This is a genomic window from Pantoea sp. nfd-35, assembly GCF_056892255.1.
The window spans coordinates 1,947,505-1,969,922 of record NZ_CP122403.1 but is presented as its reverse complement, the minus strand read 5'-3'; the positions used below and the strand labels follow the sequence as shown (position 1 = coordinate 1,969,922).

The 22,418-nt window shown below is 55.0% G+C and carries 22 protein-coding genes; 10 read left to right on the top strand and 12 right to left on the bottom strand.

Annotated features, from left to right (window positions below; genetic code table 11):
* Positions 1-8 precede the first annotated feature (8 nt).
* Entirely contained in the window at positions 9-653 is a 645-nt protein-coding gene (locus tag P9J57_RS09175) for a tellurite resistance TerB family protein (protein ID WP_483279505.1), read from the bottom strand.
* Positions 654-823: 170 nt separating this feature from the next.
* On the opposite strand from P9J57_RS09175, the gene purT reads away from it, so the two are divergent.
* Complete coding sequence (purT, locus tag P9J57_RS09170; protein ID WP_014593878.1) at positions 824-2,002, top strand: formate-dependent phosphoribosylglycinamide formyltransferase; 1,179 nt, start codon at positions 824-826, stop codon at positions 2,000-2,002.
* A gap of 54 nt (positions 2,003-2,056) precedes the next feature.
* On the opposite strand, the gene P9J57_RS09165 is transcribed toward purT, so the two are convergent.
* Both P9J57_RS09165 and zwf read right to left on the bottom strand, forming a co-directional pair.
* The gene (locus P9J57_RS09165; protein WP_015700167.1) at positions 2,057-2,695 is read right to left on the bottom strand and encodes a bifunctional 4-hydroxy-2-oxoglutarate aldolase/2-dehydro-3-deoxy-phosphogluconate aldolase; all 639 of its coding nucleotides are present in this window, start codon (positions 2,693-2,695) and stop codon (positions 2,057-2,059) included.
* A 186-nt stretch (positions 2,696-2,881) separates the two neighbouring features.
* Positions 2,882-4,357, bottom strand: a complete 1,476-nt coding sequence (gene zwf, locus P9J57_RS09160; protein WP_022623260.1) for a glucose-6-phosphate dehydrogenase — start codon at positions 4,355-4,357, stop codon at positions 2,882-2,884.
* 370 nt (positions 4,358-4,727) lie between these two features.
* Here zwf and P9J57_RS09155 point away from each other — a divergent pair, with 370 nt between their 5' ends.
* The 3 genes from P9J57_RS09155 to P9J57_RS09145 all read left to right on the top strand — a co-directional run bounded on the left by P9J57_RS09155 (position 4,728) and on the right by P9J57_RS09145 (position 8,646).
* Positions 4,728-5,591, top strand: a complete 864-nt coding sequence (locus P9J57_RS09155) for a MurR/RpiR family transcriptional regulator (RefSeq protein ID WP_105091509.1) — start codon at positions 4,728-4,730, stop codon at positions 5,589-5,591.
* A 294-nt stretch (positions 5,592-5,885) separates the two neighbouring features.
* Positions 5,886-7,328, top strand: coding sequence for a pyruvate kinase (pyk, locus tag P9J57_RS09150; protein WP_013026070.1), 1,443 nt, complete (start codon positions 5,886-5,888; stop codon positions 7,326-7,328).
* A gap of 85 nt (positions 7,329-7,413) precedes the next feature.
* Positions 7,414-8,646 carry an MdfA family multidrug efflux MFS transporter gene (locus P9J57_RS09145; RefSeq protein ID WP_483279478.1) on the top strand — a complete coding sequence of 411 codons (1,233 nt, stop codon included), beginning with the start codon at positions 7,414-7,416 and terminating at the stop codon, positions 8,644-8,646.
* Positions 8,647-8,675: 29 nt separating this feature from the next.
* Here P9J57_RS09145 and lpxM read toward each other — a convergent pair whose 3' ends face one another.
* From lpxM to znuA, 3 genes are all read right to left on the bottom strand, one after another.
* Complete coding sequence (lpxM, locus tag P9J57_RS09140) at positions 8,676-9,650, bottom strand: lauroyl-Kdo(2)-lipid IV(A) myristoyltransferase (protein ID WP_019105099.1); 975 nt, start codon at positions 9,648-9,650, stop codon at positions 8,676-8,678.
* Between the two features lie 113 nt (positions 9,651-9,763).
* A complete protein-coding gene (mepM, locus tag P9J57_RS09135) occupies positions 9,764-11,095 on the bottom strand; it encodes a murein DD-endopeptidase MepM (RefSeq protein ID WP_013026073.1) in 1,332 nt (443 codons plus the stop codon).
* Between the two features lie 14 nt (positions 11,096-11,109).
* Positions 11,110-12,057, bottom strand: coding sequence for a zinc ABC transporter substrate-binding protein ZnuA (gene znuA / locus P9J57_RS09130; protein ID WP_013026074.1), 948 nt, complete (start codon positions 12,055-12,057; stop codon positions 11,110-11,112).
* A gap of 77 nt (positions 12,058-12,134) precedes the next feature.
* On the opposite strand from znuA, the gene znuC reads away from it, so the two are divergent.
* Positions 12,135-12,890 carry a zinc ABC transporter ATP-binding protein ZnuC gene (znuC, locus tag P9J57_RS09125; RefSeq protein WP_014593885.1) on the top strand — a complete coding sequence of 252 codons (756 nt, stop codon included), beginning with the start codon at positions 12,135-12,137 and terminating at the stop codon, positions 12,888-12,890.
* The gene (znuB, locus tag P9J57_RS09120; RefSeq protein ID WP_014593886.1) at positions 12,887-13,672 is read left to right on the top strand and encodes a zinc ABC transporter permease subunit ZnuB; all 786 of its coding nucleotides are present in this window, start codon (positions 12,887-12,889) and stop codon (positions 13,670-13,672) included. The genes znuC and znuB overlap by 4 nt, the downstream gene beginning before the upstream one ends.
* Here the strand turns inward: znuB and ruvB are convergent, their stop codons facing one another.
* The 6 genes from ruvB to aspS form a co-directional block, all read right to left on the bottom strand.
* On the bottom strand, positions 13,673-14,677 hold the full coding sequence (gene ruvB / locus P9J57_RS09115; RefSeq protein WP_013026077.1) for a Holliday junction branch migration DNA helicase RuvB: 1,005 nt from the start codon (positions 14,675-14,677) through the stop codon (positions 13,673-13,675).
* A gap of 8 nt (positions 14,678-14,685) precedes the next feature.
* Positions 14,686-15,300: a Holliday junction branch migration protein RuvA gene (gene ruvA / locus P9J57_RS09110; RefSeq protein ID WP_013026078.1), complete on the bottom strand. Its 615-nt coding sequence runs from the start codon at positions 15,298-15,300 to the stop codon at positions 14,686-14,688.
* A 96-nt stretch (positions 15,301-15,396) separates the two neighbouring features.
* Entirely contained in the window at positions 15,397-15,924 is a 528-nt protein-coding gene (gene ruvC, locus P9J57_RS09105; RefSeq protein WP_013026079.1) for a crossover junction endodeoxyribonuclease RuvC, read from the bottom strand.
* Between the two features lie 36 nt (positions 15,925-15,960).
* The gene (locus P9J57_RS09100) at positions 15,961-16,704 is read right to left on the bottom strand and encodes a YebC/PmpR family DNA-binding transcriptional regulator (protein ID WP_013026080.1); all 744 of its coding nucleotides are present in this window, start codon (positions 16,702-16,704) and stop codon (positions 15,961-15,963) included.
* Positions 16,705-16,943: 239 nt separating this feature from the next.
* Complete coding sequence (nudB, locus tag P9J57_RS09095; protein ID WP_013026082.1) at positions 16,944-17,375, bottom strand: dihydroneopterin triphosphate diphosphatase; 432 nt, start codon at positions 17,373-17,375, stop codon at positions 16,944-16,946.
* Positions 17,375-19,153, bottom strand: coding sequence for an aspartate--tRNA ligase (aspS, locus tag P9J57_RS09090; RefSeq protein ID WP_024472105.1), 1,779 nt, complete (start codon positions 19,151-19,153; stop codon positions 17,375-17,377). Before aspS ends, nudB begins: the two co-directional genes overlap by 1 nt.
* A gap of 220 nt (positions 19,154-19,373) precedes the next feature.
* Between aspS and P9J57_RS09085 the strand changes: the two genes are divergently transcribed.
* From P9J57_RS09085 to cmoB, 4 genes are all read left to right on the top strand, one after another.
* The gene (locus tag P9J57_RS09085; RefSeq protein WP_014605671.1) at positions 19,374-20,195 is read left to right on the top strand and encodes a DUF72 domain-containing protein; all 822 of its coding nucleotides are present in this window, start codon (positions 19,374-19,376) and stop codon (positions 20,193-20,195) included.
* 54 nt (positions 20,196-20,249) lie between these two features.
* Complete coding sequence (locus P9J57_RS09080; protein ID WP_014605670.1) at positions 20,250-20,645, top strand: MAPEG family protein; 396 nt, start codon at positions 20,250-20,252, stop codon at positions 20,643-20,645.
* A 79-nt stretch (positions 20,646-20,724) separates the two neighbouring features.
* The gene (gene cmoA / locus P9J57_RS09075) at positions 20,725-21,453 is read left to right on the top strand and encodes a carboxy-S-adenosyl-L-methionine synthase CmoA (protein WP_014605669.1); all 729 of its coding nucleotides are present in this window, start codon (positions 20,725-20,727) and stop codon (positions 21,451-21,453) included.
* Positions 21,450-22,418, top strand: coding sequence for a tRNA 5-methoxyuridine(34)/uridine 5-oxyacetic acid(34) synthase CmoB (gene cmoB, locus P9J57_RS09070; protein ID WP_014593894.1), 969 nt, complete (start codon positions 21,450-21,452; stop codon positions 22,416-22,418). Before cmoA ends, cmoB begins: the two co-directional genes overlap by 4 nt.

The following is a 22,418-nucleotide window of genomic DNA, read 5'->3' as shown; positions in this document are numbered from 1 at the left end:
CTGTGCGGTTAGCCCGCTTTCTGCTGCAGGATATCCTGCTGAATGCCGTCACGCACATCCTGCGGGATTTTTAGCGCATCGCCCAGGGCGGAAAGATAGCTGCGCTCCATGAAGTGGTCCACATCGATGGCGGCGCAGCTCAGAAAATAGAGTTCAAGCGCCTCTTCTTCATTTTTGACGTCCGCCGCGAGCCACTCGGGGTCCAGCGGTCGCTGCATGGCCTGCTGGATGAGTTTTTCGGCATCCTGACCATAGCCAGCCTCGTGAATATTATGCTTAATCGCCGCGCGTTCACGATCGTCAATATGGCCATCGCTTTTAGCAGCAAAAACCAGCGCGGTCACCAGCCGCTCCGCCCGCTGATCCACTGGCGTTTGCAACTCACCAAAGCCGGGATCGTTTTGATGCGTTTCGCGTACCCGCTGCTTATATTTGTTCCACAGCACGGCACCCGCCGCGGCCCCGCCGCCGATAATCAAAGCCTGACCGCCATATTTCGTTAACAACTTTCGGGATGACTTACTGGCCACCAGCATGGCTGCCAGCCCGCCTAAAGCCCCCGGCGCCAGCATATCGCTTAATCCTCCGCTGGATTTACCCTCGCTGCTTTTTTTAGCCAGTACCGATTGAATCTGTTGCAGCCAGTTATTCATCATCATCTCCCTTTACCATTCAGAAACAACATCATTACCAAAAAGATGTCAGGAAACGTCAGAGCAGGAAAAGTAGCGCAAACCCAGGCAAATAAGCTGAAGGGTGAGAACGCAAACGTTTTCGTATATACTGCGCGCGCATTTTGACTGCTTCGATTTTAGGGGAATTTATGACGACTCTTGGAACTGCGCTGCGCCCTGGTGCAACGCGCGTAATGCTGTTGGGCTCCGGTGAACTGGGGAAAGAAGTTGCGCTGGAATGTCAGCGCCTGGGTGTGGAAGTGATTGCCGTTGACCGCTACGCTGATGCACCTGCCATGCATGTTGCTCATCGCAGCCACGTGATTAATATGCTGGATGGTGACGCGCTGGCCGCGGTGATTGCGCAGGAAAAGCCTCACTTCGTCGTACCCGAAATTGAAGCTATTGCGACTGAAAAACTCCTGGAGCTGGAGCAGCAAGGCCAGCACGTCGTGCCGACCGCCCGCGCGGCGCGCCTGACCATGAACCGCGAGGGCATTCGCCGTCTGGCAGCAGAAGAGCTCGCGCTTCCCACTTCCCACTACCGTTTTGCCGACAGCAAAGATAATTTCGTGTCTGCCGCCGCCGAAATTGGTTTTCCGTGCATCGTGAAGCCAGTGATGAGCTCTTCAGGTAAAGGTCAGAGCTTTATCCGGGATGCCAGCCAGCTGGAAAAAGCCTGGGACTATGCGCAGCAAGGCGGCCGTGCGGGTGCCGGGCGCGTTATCGTGGAAGGCGTGGTGAAGTTTGATTTTGAAATCACCCTGTTAACGATCAGTGCCGTTGACGGCATTCATTTCTGTGCCCCCATTGGTCATCGCCAGGAAGACGGGGATTACCGTGAATCATGGCAACCTCAGCAAATGAGTGAGCTGGCGCTGCAGCGTGCGCAGCACATTGCGGAAACCGTGGTGAAAGCGCTGGGTGGCTATGGGCTGTTTGGCGTAGAGCTGTTTGTCTGCGGCGACGAAGTGGTGTTCAGCGAAGTCTCCCCTCGCCCGCACGATACCGGTATGGTGACGCTGATTTCACAAGATCTGTCTGAATTCGCGCTTCATGTGCGTGCGTTCCTTGGCCTGCCGATTGGCGCCGTTCGCCAGTATGGTCCTTCCGCGTCAGCTGTTATCCTGCCGCAGTTGACCAGTCAGAACGTGCAGTTCGTCAATGTGGAGGCGGCATTGGGTTCAGGTTTGCAGCTGCGCCTGTTTGGCAAACCTGAAATCGACGGTCAGCGCCGTTTAGGTGTTGCCCTGGCCAGTGCGGATACAACTGAAGAAGCCGTTGCGCGTGCCGTTGCCAGCGCGGCGGCTGTCAGCGTTCAGGGATAGTGCCATTGCGGTGAGTCAGTGACTCACCGCTCGCGTTTGACTTCCCGCCGGAGATTACTCCGCGCCAGCGACAGCGTCGCGCGCCAGCTGCGTGATTCGCTGCCAGTCGCCCGCTTCCAGTGCATCGTTTGGCACCAGCCAGGAACCGCCGATACAGAGCACGCTTTTGAGAGCCAGATAGTCACGGTAATTTGTCGGTGAGATACCGCCAGTCGGGCAGAAGCGTACCTGAGGGAAAGGCCCGCCGATGGCCTGCAACGCTTTTACTCCACCGTTCGCTTCCGCAGGGAAAAACTTGAATTCCCGCAAACCATAGTCCATGCCGGTCATCAATTCTGACACCGTGCTAATGCCGGGAATCAGCGGAATCGGGCCTTCAACGGCAGCCTTAAGCAGAGACTCGGTAATCCCCGGGCTAATGACGAACTGGGCACCCGCCTGCGTGACTTCCTGCAGCTGTTGGGTGTTAAGCACAGTGCCGGCTCCCACAATGGCGTCAGGTACGTTTTTAATGATGGCGCGCAGGGCATCCATCGCCACAGGGGTGCGCAACGTGACCTCCAGTACCTTGACGCCACCGGCGACCAGGGCCTGAGCCATGGGAACGGCATGTTCCAGCTTGTTAACCACAATCACCGGCACGACCGGTCCGGTTTTCAGAATCTGTTCGGCACTCGTTTTCCAGTTTTTCATCACGTCCCCTGATGGATAACATTGGGAGCAGCACGGCGAGGACATCGCCAGGTCAGCCCGGTTAACAGCGCTACTACCATACAGGATCCGCCGTTTGCCCGTCTATGACCGGGAAAGATTTTTAAAACGGCAGTTCATTTTTGAGAGTTGGTGCAAAAAAAAGCCCGCTCGCGGCGGGCTGGGTGGTTATTCAAATTCGTTCCAGGAGCGGCCATCACGCGTAATCATTGCCACAGAGGCCACTGGCCCCCATGTTCCCGCCTGATAAGGCTTGGATGAGTCGCCGTCGGCTGCCCAGGCATTGATGATGGAATCCACATAGGTCCATGCCGCTTCCACTTCATCGCGACGCACAAACAGCGCCTGAATACCGCGCATGGATTCCAGCAATAAGCGCTCATAGGCATCGGCCAGATGAGACTGATTGAAGGTTTCTGAGTAGCTCAGATCCAGCTTGGTGGTTTGCAGTTTGTGTTTATGATCAAGACCCGGCACTTTGTTCAGGATCTCAATATCCACGCCTTCATCAGGCTGCAGGCGAATAGTGAGTTTGTTCTGCGGCAACTGGGAGTAGGAATCCTTAAACAGGTTCATCTCCGGGTTTTTGAAATACACCACGACTTCTGAGCATTTGGTCGGAAGACGTTTACCGGTACGCAGGTAGAACGGCACGCCTGCCCAACGCCAGTTATCGATGTCCACGCGAATAGCCACAAAGGTTTCGGTGGCGCTGGTCTTATTGGCACCCTCTTCTTCCAGATAACCTGGCACTTTCTTGCCCTGAACGAAGCCAGAGGTGTACTGACCACGTACCGTTTTCTCGCGGACGTTGGTTTGATCGATAGGACGCAGCGAGCGCAGTACTTTCACTTTTTCATCACGAATACTGTCGGCGCTGAGATCGGAAGGCGGTGACATGGCGATCATCGTCAGAACCTGTAACAGATGGTTCTGAATCATATCGCGCATCTGGCCCGCTTTATCAAAGTAGCCCCAGCGTCCTTCAATACCCACTTCTTCCGCCACGGTAATCTGCACGTGATCGATCGTGCGGTTATCCCAGTTATTAACAAAAATGGCATTAGCAAAGCGCAGCGCTAACAGGTTAAGAACCGTTTCTTTGCCCAGATAGTGGTCAATACGGAAAACCTGACTCTCATCAAAGTACTCACCCACGCTGTCGTTAATTTCTTTTGAGGTTTCCAGCGAGGTACCGAGCGGTTTTTCCATGACAACACGCGCGGGTTTAGCGTTCAGCTTTGCCGTGCCCAGTCCCTGACAGATCGCACCGAAGGTGCTGGGCGGCATGGCAAAATAGTTAATGGTGGTACGGCTTTTCTGGTCCAGCATCTTACCCAGGCGTGGGAAGTGCGACGTATCGTTTACATCAAGGTTACAGAAATCGAGACGGTTGCTGAGCTTGTCCCAGAGTGCTTCATCGATCTTTTCCTTCATGAAGGTTTCTAACGCCTCACGCACCACTTTGGTGTATTCGGCTTTATCCCACTCGGCACGGCCCACGCCGATGATGCGGGTTTCTTCATGAATCTGGCCCGCTTTCTCTAACTGATACAGCGAGGGCAACAGTTTACGACGGGCGAGATCGCCTTTGGCGCCGAAAATTACCAGATCGCATGCCTGGGCTATTTGTGTTACCGCCATTTTCCTCTCCTCGTTGCAGGATTGTCCCGGTGGCGTTGCGTCCTGAGCACCGGGTCCAAGTTGTCATTTTCTTTCAGCACAATGTACTTTTTTCCCCAGGCCAGGTAAACCAGCCTGCGGCGTCACGACGCTAACTCTGCACCCAATTAGCGTCTGGGGTATGTTGACACGTGCGCTTTCAGTTATTTTTCTGTGTCAAATATTGTCTGGTTAAAATCCAGTACGGGCCTGATTATCGCAAAAAAAAGGGCCGCAGACTTATCAGACCTTGCGCCCACCTCGGTCAGGCGGGGTATATTCTCCGTTAATTTCCTGTAACAACAGTAATTATTCATATTAACAGATATTCCACGCTTATTAGGTCAGGACTATGTTGGATAAAATTCGGGTGCAGATGAGTGCGCTCAGTAAGTCAGAGCGTAAAGTAGCACAACATATCCTTGCTTCTCCGGAGCAGGCGATACATTCCAGTATTGCTACGCTGGCACGGGCGGCGGAAGTGAGTGAGCCCACCGTCAACCGGTTTTGCCGCCATCTTGGCACGGCGGGTTTTCCCGACTTCAAGCTTCAACTTGCTCAGGCGCTGGTCAAGTCCCCTAACTGGCTCAGTCGGGACGTACAGGAAGATGACAGCGTTGAGCGTTACAGTGAGAAAATATTCGATTCTGCCCTGGCCGGGCTTCAGCGGGTGCGGGAGCATCTCGATCTTGCCGCGCTGCAGCAGGCCGTGAGCTATCTGACGCATACCGATAAAATCACTTTTTTTGGTTTAGGTGCCTCCGCTGTGGTGGCACACGACGCCTTCAACAAGTTTTTACGCTTCAACCTGCCGGTTATCTGGTCAGATGATGTGGTGATGCAGCGAATGAGCTGTATCAACAGCCGCGACAAAGAGGTGTTTGTTTTGATCTCTCATACCGGCCGTACCCGCAACATGGTTGAGCTAGCGCAGATGGCAAAGGCCAACGGCTCGACCGTTATCGCCATTACCTCAGCCGGATCGCCGCTTGCCCATGAGGCCTCGCTGGCGCTGCTCGTCGATGTGCCCGAAGATACCGATATCTATCTGCCGATGGTGTCCAGGCTGGCTCAACTCACCGTGATCGACCTGCTGGCGACCGGTTTTACCCTGGAACGGGGGCCCGCTTTCAGGCAGAACCTGAAGCGGGTAAAAGAGGCGCTAAAGTCATCTCGTTACGACAAACCTGCCATTGCCGATAACGATAGCGTCTGATCTCTGCGCCCTGGGTTCATTTTCCCGATACCGCGTAAAAGCGATCGGAAAAGTGACATCATATGCGCCTGGTCAATTAAGCTTTCGCTAATGCCGTGAGGGGGATGACTTCCTTGATGAGTCTCAGTATTGTATCTAACAAAATCGCCCTTTCTCGACAGGGTTATGGCGCAGTGCCACAGTTCTGACACACTCGAATGTATAATAATACCTCTGTGTGGTAAGCAGTATCTGATGGGCTAACACCTTAAAATGTAACGATTCAGCTCAGTTCCAAACTCCAAAGGAATCCCTATGTCTCGACGTTTAAGAAGAACCAAAATCGTAACTACCCTCGGCCCAGCCACTGACCGCGACAACAACCTCGAAAAAATCATTGCAGCTGGCGCCAACGTCGTGCGTCTTAACTTTTCTCACGGCACGGCTGAAGATCATCAGTTGCGTGCTGATAAAGTCCGTCAGATTGCCGCAAAACTGGGTCGTCATGTTGCCATTCTGGGCGATTTGCAAGGCCCTAAGATCCGTGTCTCGACCTTCAAAGAAGGCAAAGTGTTCCTGAACGTCGGCGATCGTTTCCTGCTGGACGCGGCGATGGGTAAAGGCGAAGGCGACAAAGAGCGCGTGGGCATCGATTATAAAGGTCTGCCTGAAGACGTGGTGCCTGGCGATATTCTGTTGCTGGATGATGGTCGCGTTCAGTTAAAGGTGCTGGAAGTTCAGGGCGTAAAAGTCTTTACTGAAGTTACGGTAGGCGGCCCGCTCTCCAACAATAAAGGGATCAACAAACTGGGCGGCGGGTTATCAGCCGAAGCCCTGACCGAAAAAGACAAAGCAGACATCATCACCGCAGCCAAAATCAATGTGGATTACCTGGCCGTTTCTTTCCCGCGCTGTGGTGAAGACATGCACTATGCGCGCCGTCTGGCGCGCGACGCAGGCTGTGATGCGCTGATGGTGGCGAAGGTTGAACGTGCTGAAGCCGTTGCCTCGCAGGAGGCGATGGACGACATCATTCTGGCCTCAGACGTGGTCATGGTGGCCCGTGGCGATCTTGGCGTTGAAATCGGCGATCCGGAACTGGTGGGTATTCAGAAGGCGCTTATCCGCCGCGCCCGTCAGCTTAACCGTACCATCATCACGGCAACCCAGATGATGGAATCCATGATTACCAATCCAATGCCCACCCGCGCTGAAGTCATGGACGTTGCCAACGCCGTGCTGGACGGCACCGATGCCGTGATGCTCTCTGCTGAAACCGCCGCAGGCCAGTACCCGGCTGAAACGGTCGCGGCGATGGCAAAAGTGTGTCTGGGTGCAGAAAAAATCCCCAGCGTGAACGTCTCTAAACACCGCCTTGACGTGCAGTTTGACAACATCGAAGAAGCCATCGCGATGTCAGCCATGTACACGGCCAACCATCTGCAGGGCGTGACCGCCATTATTACGATGACGGAATCAGGCCGTACGCCGTTGATGACCTCGCGCATCACCTCTGGCCTGCCGATTTTTGCCATGTCGCGCCACGAGCGCACGCTGAACATTACGGCGCTGTTCCGTGGCGTAACGCCGGTATTCTTCGACAGCAATAATGAGGGCGTAGCAAACGCGCACGACGCGGTTAATCTGCTGCGTGATAAAGGCTTTCTGCTGTCGGGTGACCTTGTCGTGGTCACCCAGGGTGATGTGATGGGCGCAACCGGAACAACCAACACAGGTCGTGTGCTGCGCGTCGATTAATTCCGCCTTTTTCCCATCACCTGTATTACCATTGGAAACGCGACTGCCCTGCAGTCGCGTTTTTGTTTTTCCACAAGGAGGCCAGATGGCCCGTTATCAACCCATCAGCCAGCTTACGGGGCGCATAATGCTGTTCCCACTGGCTATGGTGCTCTACGAGTTTGCAACCTATATTGCGCACGACATGATCCAACCAGGCATGTTACTGGTCACCGCCGAGTTCAACGTTGGCGCAGAATGGGTATCAACCTCTCTGACGGCCTACTTACTGGGCGGCGTCGTGCTCCAGTGGTTACTCGGCCCGCTGTCGGATAAATATGGCCGCAGGCCCGTGTTGCTATTCGGCATTCTCTTTTTTGCGTCCGCCTGCATTCTCACAACCTGGGTAAGTGATATTCAGCAGTTTGTCAGCCTGCGTTTTGTGCAGGGCATCAGTCTGTGCTTCATCGGCGCGGTGGGCTATGCCGCCATTCAGGAAGCGTTTGAAGAAGCCTTAGCGGTGCGGATCATGGCACTCATGGCGAATGTGGCCCTGCTCGCCCCGCTCGCCGGACCGCTGGCGGGTGCAGCCTGGCTAACGGTAGGCAGCTGGCGCAGTATGTTTTGGCTGTTTGCCGCCTGTAGCGCCGTGGCTTTTCTCGTTTTATGGCGGGTGATGCCTGAAACCGCAGGCGATCGCACTCAGTCTGTTGCGCTGCCCGTGCTCGCACGTAATTACGGCCGTCTTTTGAAACATCGCCAGGTGATGTATGGCTCCTTTGCTATCGGGCTGGTATTCATTCCCATTCTGACCTGGGTTGCCTTGTCACCCGTGATTTTAATGCGCGATGAGGGCCTTTCCCGCATGCAGTATGCCCTGCTCCAGCTTCCGGTTTTTCTGGCGATGATTGCGGGCAATGTGACGTTGAGTAAGGTGGTAGGCCGCATGCCGATAGAGCAGCCAGTAAAATTTGCGGCATGGCCGATACTGCTGGGCCTGAGCCTTGCCCTGTCAGCTACCCTGATTGACGCGCACAGCTATCTCTTTATCACAGCGGGACTGAGTTTGTATGCCTTTGGCGGCGGCATGGTCAATGCAGGACTTTATCGTCTGACACTGTATGCCAGTGATGAAGGAAAAGGCAGCGTGGCGGCCATGCTGGGCATGGTCAGTATTCTGACCCTGGCTATCGGCATTGAGTTAGCGAAGCACTTCTATTTCAACGGTGGGGTCATCTGGTTTAGCCTGATCAACTTTATCAGCGGCGTGATGTGGTTTGGGCTGGTGCTGATGTTCCTGCGTGAACGTAAACGTCACGCCAAAGTAACGCCTCTCTGAAGCTTTCAGGCCGCAATGCGGCCTGATGATTATTTACGTGGATAAAGCTCGTCGCGCGAGTAGGGTTCGATATCACCTTCTTTGCGAGTTTTCAGCAGCTTGAGTATCCAGGTATATTGTTCCGGATGCGGACGCACAAACACCTCCACCTCCTCATTCATCCTGCGCGCCAGTTGGCGGTCATCCGCGTCAAGTAAGTCGTCCATGGGAGGGCGAACATAAATTTCCAGTTTGTGACTTTCACCGTTATAGACCGGAAACAGTGGTACAACGCGGGCACGGCAAACTTTCATTAGTCGCCCCACCGCGGGCAAAGTGGCTTTATAGGTCGCAAAGAAATCGACAAACTCGCTGTGCTCCGGACCGTGATCCTGGTCAGGCAGATAATAGCCCCAGTAGCCCTGACGAACCGAACTGATAAACGGCTTGATGCCATCATTGCGCGCATGCATACGGCCACCAAAGCGGCGACGGACACGGTTCCAGACATAGTCCACCAGCGGATCGCTCTGATTGTGGAACATGGCTGCCATCTTTTGGCCCTCTGAGGCCAGCAGCATAGCAGGAATATCGACAGCCCAGCCATGCGGTACCAGAAAAATAACGTTCTGCTTGTCGGCCTGCAACTGGTCAATAATTTCCCGACCGTGCCACTCAACGCGCTGACGAATTTGTGCCGGATCGCGCATCCCCAACTCAGCCATCATGGCCATCGCCTGTGGCGCAGTGGCAAACATCTGATCAACGATCGCATCGCGTTGAGATTCGCTTAATTCAGGCAGGCAATAATAGAGATTAATCAGCGCACGACGACGCGCGCCTTTCGCCAGCTTTCCGGCCATTTTGCCCAGCCGCCCCAGAAGCGGATCGCGCACGGTGGCGGGCATCAGGGCGATGCCTGCCAGTGCACCAATACCCAACCAGCTGCCCCAGTATTTAGGCTTTAAAAAAGATCGTTCAAAAACGGGAATAAATTCGCTGTTATTTTTTTTACGGGTTTCCATGCACTCGCCTCAATCAATGACGGGCTAATGATAGTGGCGACGAGTAAATTTGCAATCATCCTGCGCCAGAGATAAAAAAATCGACGGCAATGCCGTCGATTTTAGCGAAAAACTTACTTTAGCCCCAGCTGAGGTAACCAGCCTTTCACCTGGGTAAGGTACTGCGTCCGTTCTTTACCGGTCAGGCCTTCCATACGCGGTAGCTTAGCCGTTAAGGGATTAACCGCCTGGTTATTAATCCAGATCTCAAAGTGCAGGTGCGGGCCAGTAGAACGGCCTGTGTTGCCTGACAGCGCAATGCGGTCGCCGCGCTTCACTTTTTCACCTGGCTTCACCAACACTTTCTTCAGGTGCATGTAGCGCGTCATGTACTGACGACCATGCCGGATAGCCACATAGTTTCCGGCGGCGCCGCCGTTTTTCGCCACCACCACCTCACCATCACCGACCGCCAGCACAGGCGTACCGATCGGTAAGGCGAAATCAACGCCTTTGTGCGGCGCAATGCGACCCGTCACAGGATTAAGGCGGCGGGGATTAAAGTTAGAGGACACCCGATACTGTTTGACGGTGGGGAAGCGCATAAAGCCGCGCGCCAGTCCTGCACCGCTGCGGTCATAGAACTTGCCGTCATCAGCACGGAAGGCGTAATAATCTTTACCGCCACTGCGCAAACGCACCCCCAGCAACTGGCTTTGTGCGCTCTTGCCGTCCATCATTTCACGTGACATCAGCACACTAAACTTATCGCCTGCCCGCAGCTTACGGAAATCCATCTGCCACTGCATCGCTTTGATCACGCTGCTGGCTTCGCCACTGGTTAAACCGGCCCGACGGGCACTGGCGGCAAAGCTGCCGTGTATCTCACCCTGCATCACGCTGTTGCGCCATTCGCCCTGCTGCATCTGCGACTGCATTTTGAAGCCGCCGCTATCCGTGCGCGTATAGGTGCGAGTTTCACGACGCGAAATTTCCCAGCTAAAGGTGTTCAGCGCGCCGTCATCGTTTAATGTCCAGCTGAGCTGCTGCCCGACCTGCAAATTCCGCAGATCGCGATCGCTGGAGACCAGGGCGTTAATGTCCCCCATATCAATGCCGTACTGATTAAGTGCACTGCTCAGGGTATCGCCAGAAGAAACCGTGTATTCATGCGTGCCAGCACTGTCGGCGACGTCCTGATCGACATCATCTGCAGGGAGTTCTTCATCCGGCTCTGGGGTACTTTGGTCGATGGGTTCACTGGCTTCGGGAAGCAGTGTACGAAATTCGTTTTTGTCCAGTTCGATGGTTTTGACGATGGGCGTCACATCATTACTGGGATGGTAGACGTAAGGCCGCCAGACGGCGACGGCCAGAGTCACTACGGTTAACGATCCCAGCATAACGCGGTGGGGGCGCGGCAAATTATTAAATGCGAGGGCGACAGAGCGGGCTATCTGCTGCACGTTGAACTATTCCTCTATGCTCCTTTCAGGCAGGTCTCATACTGGCTCGACAGCTGTGAGAGGAATTTCACATAGCTGTCTTTTCCTAAGCTGATGTCTGTACCCAGCGGATCAAGCGTGCCTTTACGCACCTGGGTTCCACGGGCAACAGCATCGATGACCGCCGGCCTGAATTGTGGCTCAGCAAAGACGCAAACGGCCTTTTTCTCAACCAACTGTGTTCGAATTTGATGTAAGCGCTGTGCACCCGGCTGAATCTCAGGGTTAACGGTAAAATGCCCGGTAGGCGAGAGACCGTAGTGTTTTTCAAAGTACGTGTAAGCGTCGTGAAAAACGAAATACCCTTTATCTTTAACGGGGGCAAGCTGTGAGATAATGCGCTTATCTGTGTCCGCTAATTCTGCCTCAAAATGCTGCAGGTTGGCGTCAAGTTTGGCTTTATCCTGCGGCATAAGTTCCAATAATTTTCCGTGGATTGCAACCGCGGTTTTTTTCGCTATCTCTGGTGACATCCACAAGTGCATATTAAACTCACCATGATGGTGATGATGCGCTTCATCATGATCGTGCTCTGCGTCATCATGGTCGTGATGATCATCGTCTTCACCTCCACGCAGTAGCAAGGGTTTTACGCCGGAAATTTGCACGATCTCAAGATTCTTTTTTTCCGGCAGAGACGCCGCAGATTTTGTCATGAAGGCTTCCATTTCAGGGCCAACCCAAACAACTAAGTCCGCGTTTTGTAAGCGTTTTACATCAGAGGGGCGCAGGGCATAATCGTGTTCGGATGCGCCATCCGGCAGCAAAACCTCCACGGGTGTGACGCCGTCAGCAATGGCCGAGGCGATAAACCCAACGGGCTTAATGGAGGCCACAATATCGGCGTGAGCGGGCAAGGCAGCAGAGGTGGCGAAAGCCATCGCCGTCAGGGTCAAAAAGCCCCCTTTTTTATTATGTAACATAATGCGTCATTCCTTCGTCATCAACAGATTGGATGTGATATTATAACATTCGAAATTCTGTGCAACCTGTAAATCTTATGCCATCACTTGTCACACTTGAAAACGTATCCATCAGTTTTGATCAACGTCAGGTCTTATCTGGCGTGAGTCTGGAACTCCATCCTGGTAAAATTTTAACCCTGCTCGGTCCTAACGGCGCGGGCAAATCGACGCTGGTCCGGGTGGTGCTTGGCCTCCTTGCGCCCTCCTCCGGTCGGGTCAGTCGCAGTGCGGGCTTACGCATCGGCTACGTGCCACAGAAGCTGCATATCGATCCCACGCTGCCGGTCACGGTCGAACGTTTTATGCGCCTGTCGCGCGGTGCGCGCAATCAGGATATTTTGCCTGCCCTGAAACGCGTTCAGGCGGGTCACCTGTTGACCTCGCCGTTGCAGAAACTGTCGGGCGGCGAAACGCAGCGCGTGTTACTGGCTCGCGCCTTGCTCAATCAGCCTCAGTTGCTGGTGCTTGATGAACCGACGCAGGGTGTGGATGTCAACGGGCAGGTCGCGCTTTACGATCTGATCAATCAACTGCGACACGAGCTGAACTGCGCTGTGCTTATGGTTTCCCATGATTTGCATTTAGTCATGGCGAAAACGGATGAGGTGCTGTGCCTTAACCATCACATTTGCTGTTCAGGTACGCCTGAGGCGGTGTCGCAGCATCCCGAATTCATTGCCATGTTCGGCCCGCGCGGTGCGCAGGAACTGGCTATCTATCGTCATCACCATAATCACCGTCACGACCTTCAGGGACGTATCGTATTACGCAAAGGACCGGGTCCATCATGATTGAATTACTGCTTCCGGGCTGGCTGGGCGGCGTGATGCTGGCGCTGGCGGCGGGCCCCCTGGGCTCTTTTGTCGTCTGGCGCAAGATGTCGTATTTCGGCGACACGCTGGCGCATGCCTCACTGCTCGGCGTCGCCTTTGGTTTGCTGCTCAACGTCAACCCTTACTATGCCGTGATCCTGGTCACGGTCTGTCTGGCACTGGGTCTGGTCTGGCTTGAGCGTCGCCCGCATCTGGCGATAGATACGCTGCTGGGCATCATGGCGCACAGTGCGCTTTCGCTCGGACTGGTCGTGGTGAGCCTGATGTCGAACGTGCGGGTGGATTTGATGGCCTACCTGTTTGGCGATTTGCTGGCGGTAACGCCCAGCGATCTCTGGGCCATGGCTGCAGGTGTGATATTCGTGCTGGCCGTTATGGCCTGGCAGTGGCGCGCACTGCTGTCGATGACAATCAGCCCTGAACTGGCACAGGTTGACGGCGTGAATATTCAACGCACCCGGCTGATGCTGATGCTGGTAACCGCACTGACGATTGGTGTGGCGATGAAGTTTGTTGGTGCGCTGATCATCACATCGCTGCTGATCATTCCCGCTGCCACCGCCAGGCGCTTTGCGCGTTCACCCGAAATGATGGCGGCGGTGGCCGTACTGATTGGCGTGATTGCCGTGACCGGCGGCTTAACCTTCTCGGCGTTTTATGACACGCCCGCCGGCCCTTCCGTCGTGTTGTGCGCCGCCATCCTTTTTCTCTTCAGCATGGTGCGCAAACCGGCGCTGTGATCAGGCTTCTTTGGTGATACCAAAGTGGCGATAGGCATGCTGCGTGGCCATCCGGCCGCGCGGCGTGCGCTGAATAAAGCCCTGCTGAATTAAAAACGGCTCAATCACGTCTTCGATGGTTTCCCGCTCTTCGCCAATCGCTGCCGCCAGGTTGTCCAGCCCGACCGGCCCACCGGTGAATTTATCGATAATGGCCAGCAACAGTTTTCGATCCATATAATCGAAGCCTTCGCTGTCTACGTTCAGCATATCCAGCGCCGTCACCGAGACATCACCGCTCAGTACACCGTTCGCGCGCACCTCAGCAAAATCCCTTACCCGACGTAACAGGCGATTGGCAATACGTGGCGTTCCGCGTGACCGGCGGGCGATTTCCAGGGCGGCTTCTTCACTGAGTGCCAGACCAAGGCAGGCGGCGCTGCGTCCCACAATGTGCTGTAAATCTTTTACCTGATAAAACTCCAGACGCTGCACGATGCCGAAGCGATCGCGCAGGGGTGACGTCAGCGAGCCTGCCCGCGTCGTAGCGCCAATCAGCGTAAAGGGCGGCAGATCCAGTTTGATGGAACGCGCAGCCGGGCCTTCACCAATCATAATATCCAGCTGATAGTCTTCCATAGCCGGATAAAGTACCTCTTCCACGACCGGCGAAAGACGATGGATTTCATCAATGAACAGCACATCGTGAGGTTCGAGGTTGGTCAGCATCGCGGCCAGGTCGCCCGCTTTTTCCAGCACCGGGCCGGAGGTCGTGCGCAGATTAACGCCCATCTCGTTGGCCACAATGTTGGCCAGCGTCGTTTTGCCCAGCCCGGGAGGGCCAAAAATCAATAAATGATCCAGCGCATCACCACGCAGTTGTGCCGCCTTGATGAAAATTTCCATCTGCTCACGCACCTGCGGCTGGCCCACATATTCGGTCAGCATCTTAGGACGAATGGCGCGGTCGAGGCCCTCTTCTTCGTTAATGCTGGCAGCGGAGATCAGGCGATCGGCTTCAATCATGAATTACCTCAAATAGCGGCGCGGAGCGCTTCACGGATCAACGTTTCGCAATCCGCGTCAGGACGGCCAACTTTGCTGATCATGCGGCTCGCTTCCTGCGGTTTATACCCCAGCGACACCAGCGCTGCAACCGCTTCCGATTCTGCATCGTTGGTCTCTGGCTCCGGGCCCGGCGTGGTCAGCGTAAAGGCCGAATCGCCGCCAAACAGATCGCCATGCATGCCTTTAAAGCGGTCTTTCATTTCCACCACCAGACGTTCAGCGGTTTTCTTGCCCACGCCCGGCAGTTTAACCAGCGCGGCAATCTCTTCCTTTTCAACCGCCGTCACAAACTGCTGTGCCGACATGCCCGACAGAATGGCCAGCGCCAGCTTAGGCCCAACGCCATTGACTTTAATCAACTCACGGAACAGTGCACGTTCCTGCTTGCTGTTAAAGCCAAACAGCAACTGTGCATCTTCGCGCACCACAAACTGAGTAAAGATCACCGCCTCGTGATTAAGATCGGGCAGCTCATAAAAACAGGTCATTGGCATATGGACTTCATAGCCGACACCGTGCGCCTCCAGCAGCACCAGCGGTGGCTGCTTTTCCAGAATAATGCCCCGTAAACGACCAATCACCTGAAGCCTTCCTTATCCAAAGTATGTGGCGGAATTTATACCATAAAAAAGGCTGGATGAATATCCAGCCTGATAGCGATGACGACGTAAGGGTTGTTAACTCTGACGCAACCGGCCGCGGGTCAGCACCAGCTTGCTGTCACTCATGCGCGCCGCGTTTTGGGCCACGTGACAGTGCGTGATGGCGATAGCCAGCGCATCGGCGGCATCGGCCTGGGGATTCGCCGCCAGTTTCAGCAGCGATTTCACCATGTGTTGCACCTGACTTTTTTCTGCGCCACCGGTGCCAACGACCGTTTGCTTGACCTGGCGCGCGGCATATTCAAACACCGGCAGATCATGGTTAACCGCCGCCACAATCGCGGCCCCCCGCGCCTGCCCCAGTTTCAGGGCAGAATCGGCATTCTTCGCCATAAACACCTGCTCGATAGCAAAAAAATCCGGCGAGAACTGCGTAATGATTTCGCATACTCCGGCATAGATCAGCTTCAGACGCGCAGGCAACTCTGTTGTGTTGGTACGAATACAGCCGCTGCCCAGATAAGTGAGCTGGCGGCCAGTCTGACGAATCACCCCATAACCGGTCACGCGTGAGCCAGGGTCAATCCCTAAAATAATCGACATGACGCGTCTCCAGCCTGAGCGTGCAGCGGTACAGCATTAAAGCGTTTCCGCCACCTCGTCGGAGATTTCGCCGTTATGGTAAACCTCCTGCACGTCGTCACAGTCTTCCAGCATATCGATCAGGCGCAGCAGTTTAGGCGCGGTTTCCGCATCCATTTCGGCTTTGGTCGAGGGGATCATGGCCACTTCGGCGGAGTCGGCTTTAAAGCCCGCCGCTTCCAGCGCATCGCGCACCGTGCCCATCTCTTCCCATGCGGTAAACACGTCAATCGCGCCGTCATCGTAACCGACCACGTCTTCTGCGCCCGCTTCCAGCGCCGCTTCCATCACCGCATCTTCGTCATGACCGGGTGCGAAGGAGATTACGCCTTTTTTGCTGAACAGATAGGCGACGGAGCCATCGGTACCCAGGTTGCCGCCCGTTTTGGTGAAGGCGTGACGCACTTCGCCCACGGTACGGTTGCGGTTGTCGCTCAGGCACTCAATCATGATGGCCGATCCGCCCGGACCGTAACCTTCATAAATGATGGTTTCCATATTGGAGTCATCTTCGCCACCTACGCCGCGTGCAATGGCACGGTTCATGGTATCGCGCGTCATGTTATTAGACAGCGCTTTATCCATTGCCGCACGCAGGCGCGGGTTGGAGCCCGGATCGCCGCCGCCCAGTTTGGCAGCCGTGACCAGCTCACGAATGATCTTCGTAAAGATTTTACCGCGCTTGGCGTCCTGAGCGGCCTTACGGTGCTTGGTATTCGCCCATTTACTGTGTCCAGCCATGTTGCATTTTCTCCGATCTTTTACTGGGTGCAGGCTATCTTACGTGCGAACGTGTCCCCAGGCCGTACCCGCAATTCCCACGTACAGAAGTACGATCCGTTGCGGTGCGCTGGCGGTGGACACCCTCGCGGCGCCGATTACGCCTGACTGTCGATATTGTTCGGTGCGTTCATTGAAAACCCACCCGATTCATAAAACCTAATGCCTTCGCCACGGGAAAAACGCGCAGCGGCGAGCATTCAGATAAATTCTTCAATCGCCTGGCGATTACTCCAGGATTTCGTGAGGGCAGCGGCGGCGGCGGGATCGAGCCAGCGCGCGGCAAGATGCTCGGTGAGCAACAGATCACGCTCTGTAGGCAAGGCCAGCCTGAACCAGTGTTCACGGTTGTGCGTCGTGCCCGGCGCATAACGATGACGATAGTGCGGGAAAATCTCAAAGTCGATTTCACGCTGACAGTCTTCAATCGTTAGCTGCTCGGCCTTTACATCAATCCCCAGCTCCTCACCGACTTCTCGCTCGGCCGCCTGCAGCGGACACTCATCTGCTTCCAGGCTGCCGGTGACCGATTGCCAGAAATCCGGGTCATCACGGCGCTGCAGCATTAACACCCGGCCACTATCCTGCGCCACAATCACCACTAACACAGAAACCGGATGTTTATACGGCATTACTTCGTCTCAGGCTTATCTTTCTTGACGACCTGAATGCCTAACTCAAGCAGTGACGCCGGATTCGCTTCGCTTGGCGCTTCCGTCATCATGCAGGCCGCTGCCGTGGTTTTCGGGAACGCGATAACGTCACGAATATTGTCGGTGCCGGTTAACAGCATCGTCAGGCGATCCAGACCAAATGCCAGGCCTGCATGCGGCGGCGTGCCGTACTTCAGTGCATCCAGAAGGAAGCCGAACTTCTCACGCTGTTCATGCTCTTCAATGCCCAGAATGCTAAACACGGTCTGCTGCATGTTACCGTTGTGGATACGCACAGATCCGCCGCCGACTTCATAACCGTTGATCACCATGTCGTAAGCATTCGCTACGGCCTGGGTTGGATCGGCTGCCAGCTGTTCCGCACTCATCTCTTTCGGTGCCGTAAACGGATGGTGCATGGCAGCCAGCCCACCTTCGTCATCTTCTTCAAACATCGGGAAGTCGACAACCCACAGCGGCGCCCAGGCTTTGTCGTCGGTGATTTGCAGGTCACGTCCCACTTTCAGGCGCAGTGCGCCCAGCGCATCGGCCACCACTTTGGCACGGTCGGCACCAAAGAAGATGATATCCCCATCCTGCGCGCTCGTGCGGCTGAGGAGGGTTTCAACGATATCGGCATTAAGGAATTTCGCTACCGGGCTCTGTACGCCCTCCAGGCCCTTCGCACGTTCGTTTACCTTCATCCAGGCCAGGCCTTTGGCACCGTAAATCTCAACAAATTTGCCGTATTCATCAATCTGCTTACGGCTCAGCTGCGCGCCGCCGGGAACACGCAGCGCGGCAACACGGCCTTTCTCGTCGTTAGCCGGGCCAGAAAATACCTGGAACTCAACGGTTTTCAGCAGATCACCCACGTCCACCAGCTCCATGGGATTACGCAGGTCGGGTTTGTCTGAACCGTAGCGATGCATGGCTTCGGCAAAGGTCATCTGCGGAAACTCACCCAGATCCACGCCCTTCACGCTCTGCCAGAGTTCGCGAATCATGCGCTCCATAATTTCACGCACCTGAGGTGCGGTCAGGAAGGAAGTTTCCACATCGATCTGCGTAAATTCGGGCTGACGGTCTGCGCGTAGGTCTTCATCACGGAAACATTTAACAATCTGATAATAGCGATCGAAACCCGACATCATGAGCAACTGTTTAAACAGCTGCGGTGACTGAGGCAGCGCATAAAATTTGCCTTTGTGCACGCGGCTCGGCACCAGGTAATCGCGCGCGCCTTCCGGGGTGGCTTTCGTCAGCATCGGCGTTTCGATATCCAGGAAGCCAGCGTCATCCATAAAACGACGGACAAAACTGGTGATCTTAGCGCGAGTCTTTAAGCGCTCAACCATTTCAGGACGACGCAGATCCAGATAACGGTACTTCAGACGTGCTTCTTCGCTGTTGGTCTGGTTAGAATCCAGAGGCAGCGGTTCAGCACGATTGATGATGTTCAGCGCGTGGGCAAAGACTTCTACGTCACCCGTGGCCATGTCGCTGTTTCTGTTTTTTTCGTCACGGGCACGCACGGTGCCGGTAATCTGGATACAGAATTCGTTACGCAGTTCAGATGCCAGTTGGAAAGCGTCTTGATGATCGGCATCGAAAAAAACCTGTGCGATGCCTTCACGGTCACGCATATCGATAAAAATCAGGCTTCCCAGATCGCGACGACGGTTGACCCAGCCGCAAAGCGTGACTTGCTGACCTACATGAGACAGATTGAGCTGTCCACAATACTCTGTACGCATAACACTATCCTTTTAACTTCGCCGCTGCAGCTGACAGCACCAGGCCGCGTCACCTTGTGGGGTGCTGTCGCAAAAAAGGCCGCTATTATAATGGAAAAAGGCAAACAGGATAAGTGGAGCCACGTTAAAGCGCGGCATTTCCTGTTCGCTTTTCACCTGTTTGCGTCAATATACTGCGTTACAGGATAATTACCATCACACTCAAAGGCGGGAATCAGGCGTGACACTTCGTATTGGTTTGCCACAATGGCATCACGCGCACTGGAAGCGATGGGGAATCGAAACCCTGGCTGACTATGCGCGTTATTTCGGCACGGTGGAAGGCAATACCACATTGTATGCGCTGCCTGATGCGGAAACGGTCCTGCGCTGGCGGGATATGACCCATGACCAGTTTCGTTTCTGTTTTAAATTTCCCAGCAGCATCAGCCATCAGGCCGCCCTGCAAAATACCGACGACTTAGTAACGGATTTTTTTCGCCTGATGGCACCGCTCGCCGACCGCATGGGTCAGTACTGGCTGCAGCTGCCCGCCAGCTTTTCCCCTGCGCAACTGAACGATCTCTGGCGCTTTCTGGACAGCCTGCCCACCCATTTCTCTTACGGCGTCGAAGTCCGCCATGCCGCCTTTTTTGCCAAAGGCGAGGCTGAGCGCGCGCTGAATCGCGGCCTGCTGCAGCGCGGCGTCAATCGTGTGGTGCTGGACAGCCGTCCGGTTCATGCCTCAACCTCGCAAAGCCCGGCGGCACTTCACGCCCGCCAGCAAAAGCCTCGCGTTCCGCCCCATGCACTTTTGACCGGTTCGCGCCCCATGATCCGTTTTGTCGGCAGCGACAACCTGGAAGAAAGCCTGCCACTGTTTCAAATCTGGCTGGCCAAGCTGGCCGAATGGCACACGCAAAGTGACCCTCTGGTGTTTATCCACACGCCAGATATGGGACAGGTGTTTCCGCTGGTGCAGGCGCTCTGGCCTGCATTACAAAAAATTGATGCCAGCATCGGTCCCGGACCTGACTGGCCGCAACAGGATTCGCTATTCTGATAGCGATAGGCAGCCTCGCCCCCTCTGGTGATATGAATAAAAAAGGAATCCATGATGATTAGCGCGTTATATGTGGTTATCGGTGCGTTACTGATAATGAAGTTCACCCTCAATGTCGTCCGCTTTCGGCGTCAACATCATGTTGCTTTTGGGGATGGCGGTCATCACGACCTGAACAGGGCCATCCGCATTCATGGCAATGCCGTTGAAACCATTCCCCTGGCGCTGCTGCTGCTGATCACGCTTGAGATGAACGGGGCGGATGTCTGGATGGTTCACCTGACGGGCATCGTGTTTTTTGTTGGCCGTTTTTTGCATGCTTATGGCCTGCGTAAAGACGTGATGAGTGGACGCAAATACGGCATGATGCTGACCTTGTTTGGCCTGAGTGGAATGGTGATTTTTAACCTCATCTATCTCCCCTGGCAACTGGTGCTCAGCCTGCATTAATGTTGCGGCTTAAAGGGTGCAGGCCGCGGCAGTTTCTGCCAGAATAGCGCCCTTTCCGCCGTCTCTTCGGATTTTCGATATGTCTGATCGCGATCAACTCTTTTCTGCGCCCATTGAAAAACTGGGCGACTGGACCTTTGACGAACGTGTCGCTGAAGTGTTTCCCGACATGATTCAGCGCTCGGTGCCCGGCTATTCCAATATCATTTCGATGATTGGCATGCTGGCAGAACGCTTCGTCCAGCCCAACAGCCAGGTGTTTGACCTGGGCTGCTCACTCGGTGCCGCCACACTTTCGGTGCGTCGTAATATTCACGTGCCAGGCTGCCAGATTATCGCCGTAGACAACTCTCCGGCCATGGTCGAACGCTGCCGCCGCCATATCAATGCCTTTCGCGCCGACACGCCGGTTACCGTGGTGGAAGCGGACATCTGTGACATTGAGATTGAGAATGCCTCTCTGGTGGTGCTCAATTTCACCCTGCAGTTTCTTGAGCCGCCTGCCCGTCTTACGCTGCTCAGTAAAATCTGGCAGGGGCTGAATCCCGGCGGAGCCCTGGTTCTCTCGGAGAAGTTCAGCTTTGAAGATCGTGACGTCGGCGAACTGCTGTTTAACATGCATCATGACTTTAAGCGCGCCAACGGCTACAGCGAACTGGAGATTAGCCAGAAGCGCAGCATGCTGGAAAACGTCATGCTGACCGACAGTGTGGAAGCGCATAAGGCTCGTCTTAAGCAGGCGGGCTTTTCGCACGCTGAATTATGGTTTCAGTGCTTTAATTTTGGTTCGTTGGTGGCATTAAAATGATCGACTTTGGCCGTTTTTATCAGCAAATCGCCGTTGGCCCCCTGGCAAAATGGCTTGACGTGCTGCCTGCACAGATTAGCGACTGGCAGCGGGAGAATCTGCACGGGCACTTCCGTGACTGGTACAAGTCGCTGGAATACTTACCGCTGCTGGAACCCCAGCGGCTGGACCTGCTGAACAGCGTAAGCGCCGATCGGGATGACATCAGCGATCGTCATCGTCAGGGCATTGAGAAACTACTACGCAATTTGATGCCGTGGCGCAAAGGCCCTTATTCCCTGTACGGAACGGAGATTAACACCGAATGGCGTTCTGACTGGAAATGGGAGCGCGTGCTGCCTCATATTTCCTCGCTGGCCGGACGAACCGTGCTGGATGTCGGCTGCGGCAGCGGCTATCACATGTGGCGGATGATCGGTGCGGGTGCGCATCTGGTTGTGGGTATCGATCCCATGCAGCTGTTTTTATGCCAGTTCGAAGCCGTGCGTAAGCTGTTGAATGATGACCGTCGCGCCCATTTACTGCCGCTGGGCATTGAACAACTGCCGGCGCTCCAGGCGTTCGACACGGTCTTTTCGATGGGCGTGCTGTATCATCGCCGTTCCCCCCTTGACCACCTCCTTCAGCTAAAAAATCAGCTGGTCAGCGGCGGCGAGCTGGTACTGGAAACGCTGGTGATCGAAGGCGATGTGAACCAGGTGCTGGTGCCGGGCGAACGCTATGCGCAGATGCGCAACGTCTATTTTATTCCCTCTGCCGAGGCGCTGAAAAGCTGGCTGGAGAAGTGTGGCTTTGTTAACGTGCGCATTGTCGACTTTGCCCTGACCTCGACGGAAGAGCAACGTCGTACCAGTTGGATGACCAGTGAATCACTGGCCGAGTTTCTGGATCCCGACGACAGCAGCAAAACCGTTGAAGGTTATCCCGCACCGCTGCGCGCCGTTCTGGTTGCCACCAAACCCTGA

What these genes read in the sequence shown, in the direction of transcription:
- P9J57_RS09155 (WP_105091509.1), top strand. Translation starts at nt 4,728, where the DNA reads ATGTTGGATAAAATTCGGGTGCAGATGAGTGCGCTCAGTAAGTCAGAG.
- ruvB (WP_013026077.1), bottom strand. Translation starts at nt 14,677, where the DNA reads ATGATTGAAGCCGATCGCCTGATCTCCGCTGCCAGCATTAACGAAGAA.
- znuC (WP_014593885.1), top strand. Translation starts at nt 12,135, where the DNA reads ATGCCATCACTTGTCACACTTGAAAACGTATCCATCAGTTTTGATCAA.
- lpxM (WP_019105099.1), bottom strand. Translation starts at nt 9,650, where the DNA reads ATGGAAACCCGTAAAAAAAATAACAGCGAATTTATTCCCGTTTTTGAA.
- P9J57_RS09145 (WP_483279478.1), top strand. Translation starts at nt 7,414, where the DNA reads ATGGCCCGTTATCAACCCATCAGCCAGCTTACGGGGCGCATAATGCTG.
- zwf (WP_022623260.1), bottom strand. Translation starts at nt 4,357, where the DNA reads ATGGCGGTAACACAAATAGCCCAGGCATGCGATCTGGTAATTTTCGGC.
- znuA (WP_013026074.1), bottom strand. Translation starts at nt 12,057, where the DNA reads ATGTTACATAATAAAAAAGGGGGCTTTTTGACCCTGACGGCGATGGCT.
- pyk (WP_013026070.1), top strand. Translation starts at nt 5,886, where the DNA reads ATGTCTCGACGTTTAAGAAGAACCAAAATCGTAACTACCCTCGGCCCA.
- aspS (WP_024472105.1), bottom strand. Translation starts at nt 19,153, where the DNA reads ATGCGTACAGAGTATTGTGGACAGCTCAATCTGTCTCATGTAGGTCAG.
- P9J57_RS09165 (WP_015700167.1), bottom strand. Translation starts at nt 2,695, where the DNA reads ATGAAAAACTGGAAAACGAGTGCCGAACAGATTCTGAAAACCGGACCG.
- cmoA (WP_014605669.1), top strand. Translation starts at nt 20,725, where the DNA reads ATGTCTGATCGCGATCAACTCTTTTCTGCGCCCATTGAAAAACTGGGC.
- purT (WP_014593878.1), top strand. Translation starts at nt 824, where the DNA reads ATGACGACTCTTGGAACTGCGCTGCGCCCTGGTGCAACGCGCGTAATG.
- ruvC (WP_013026079.1), bottom strand. Translation starts at nt 15,924, where the DNA reads ATGTCGATTATTTTAGGGATTGACCCTGGCTCACGCGTGACCGGTTAT.
- nudB (WP_013026082.1), bottom strand. Translation starts at nt 17,375, where the DNA reads ATGCCGTATAAACATCCGGTTTCTGTGTTAGTGGTGATTGTGGCGCAG.
- P9J57_RS09100 (WP_013026080.1), bottom strand. Translation starts at nt 16,704, where the DNA reads ATGGCTGGACACAGTAAATGGGCGAATACCAAGCACCGTAAGGCCGCT.
- P9J57_RS09080 (WP_014605670.1), top strand. Translation starts at nt 20,250, where the DNA reads ATGATTAGCGCGTTATATGTGGTTATCGGTGCGTTACTGATAATGAAG.
- P9J57_RS09175 (WP_483279505.1), bottom strand. Translation starts at nt 653, where the DNA reads ATGAATAACTGGCTGCAACAGATTCAATCGGTACTGGCTAAAAAAAGC.
- znuB (WP_014593886.1), top strand. Translation starts at nt 12,887, where the DNA reads ATGATTGAATTACTGCTTCCGGGCTGGCTGGGCGGCGTGATGCTGGCG.
- cmoB (WP_014593894.1), top strand. Translation starts at nt 21,450, where the DNA reads ATGATCGACTTTGGCCGTTTTTATCAGCAAATCGCCGTTGGCCCCCTG.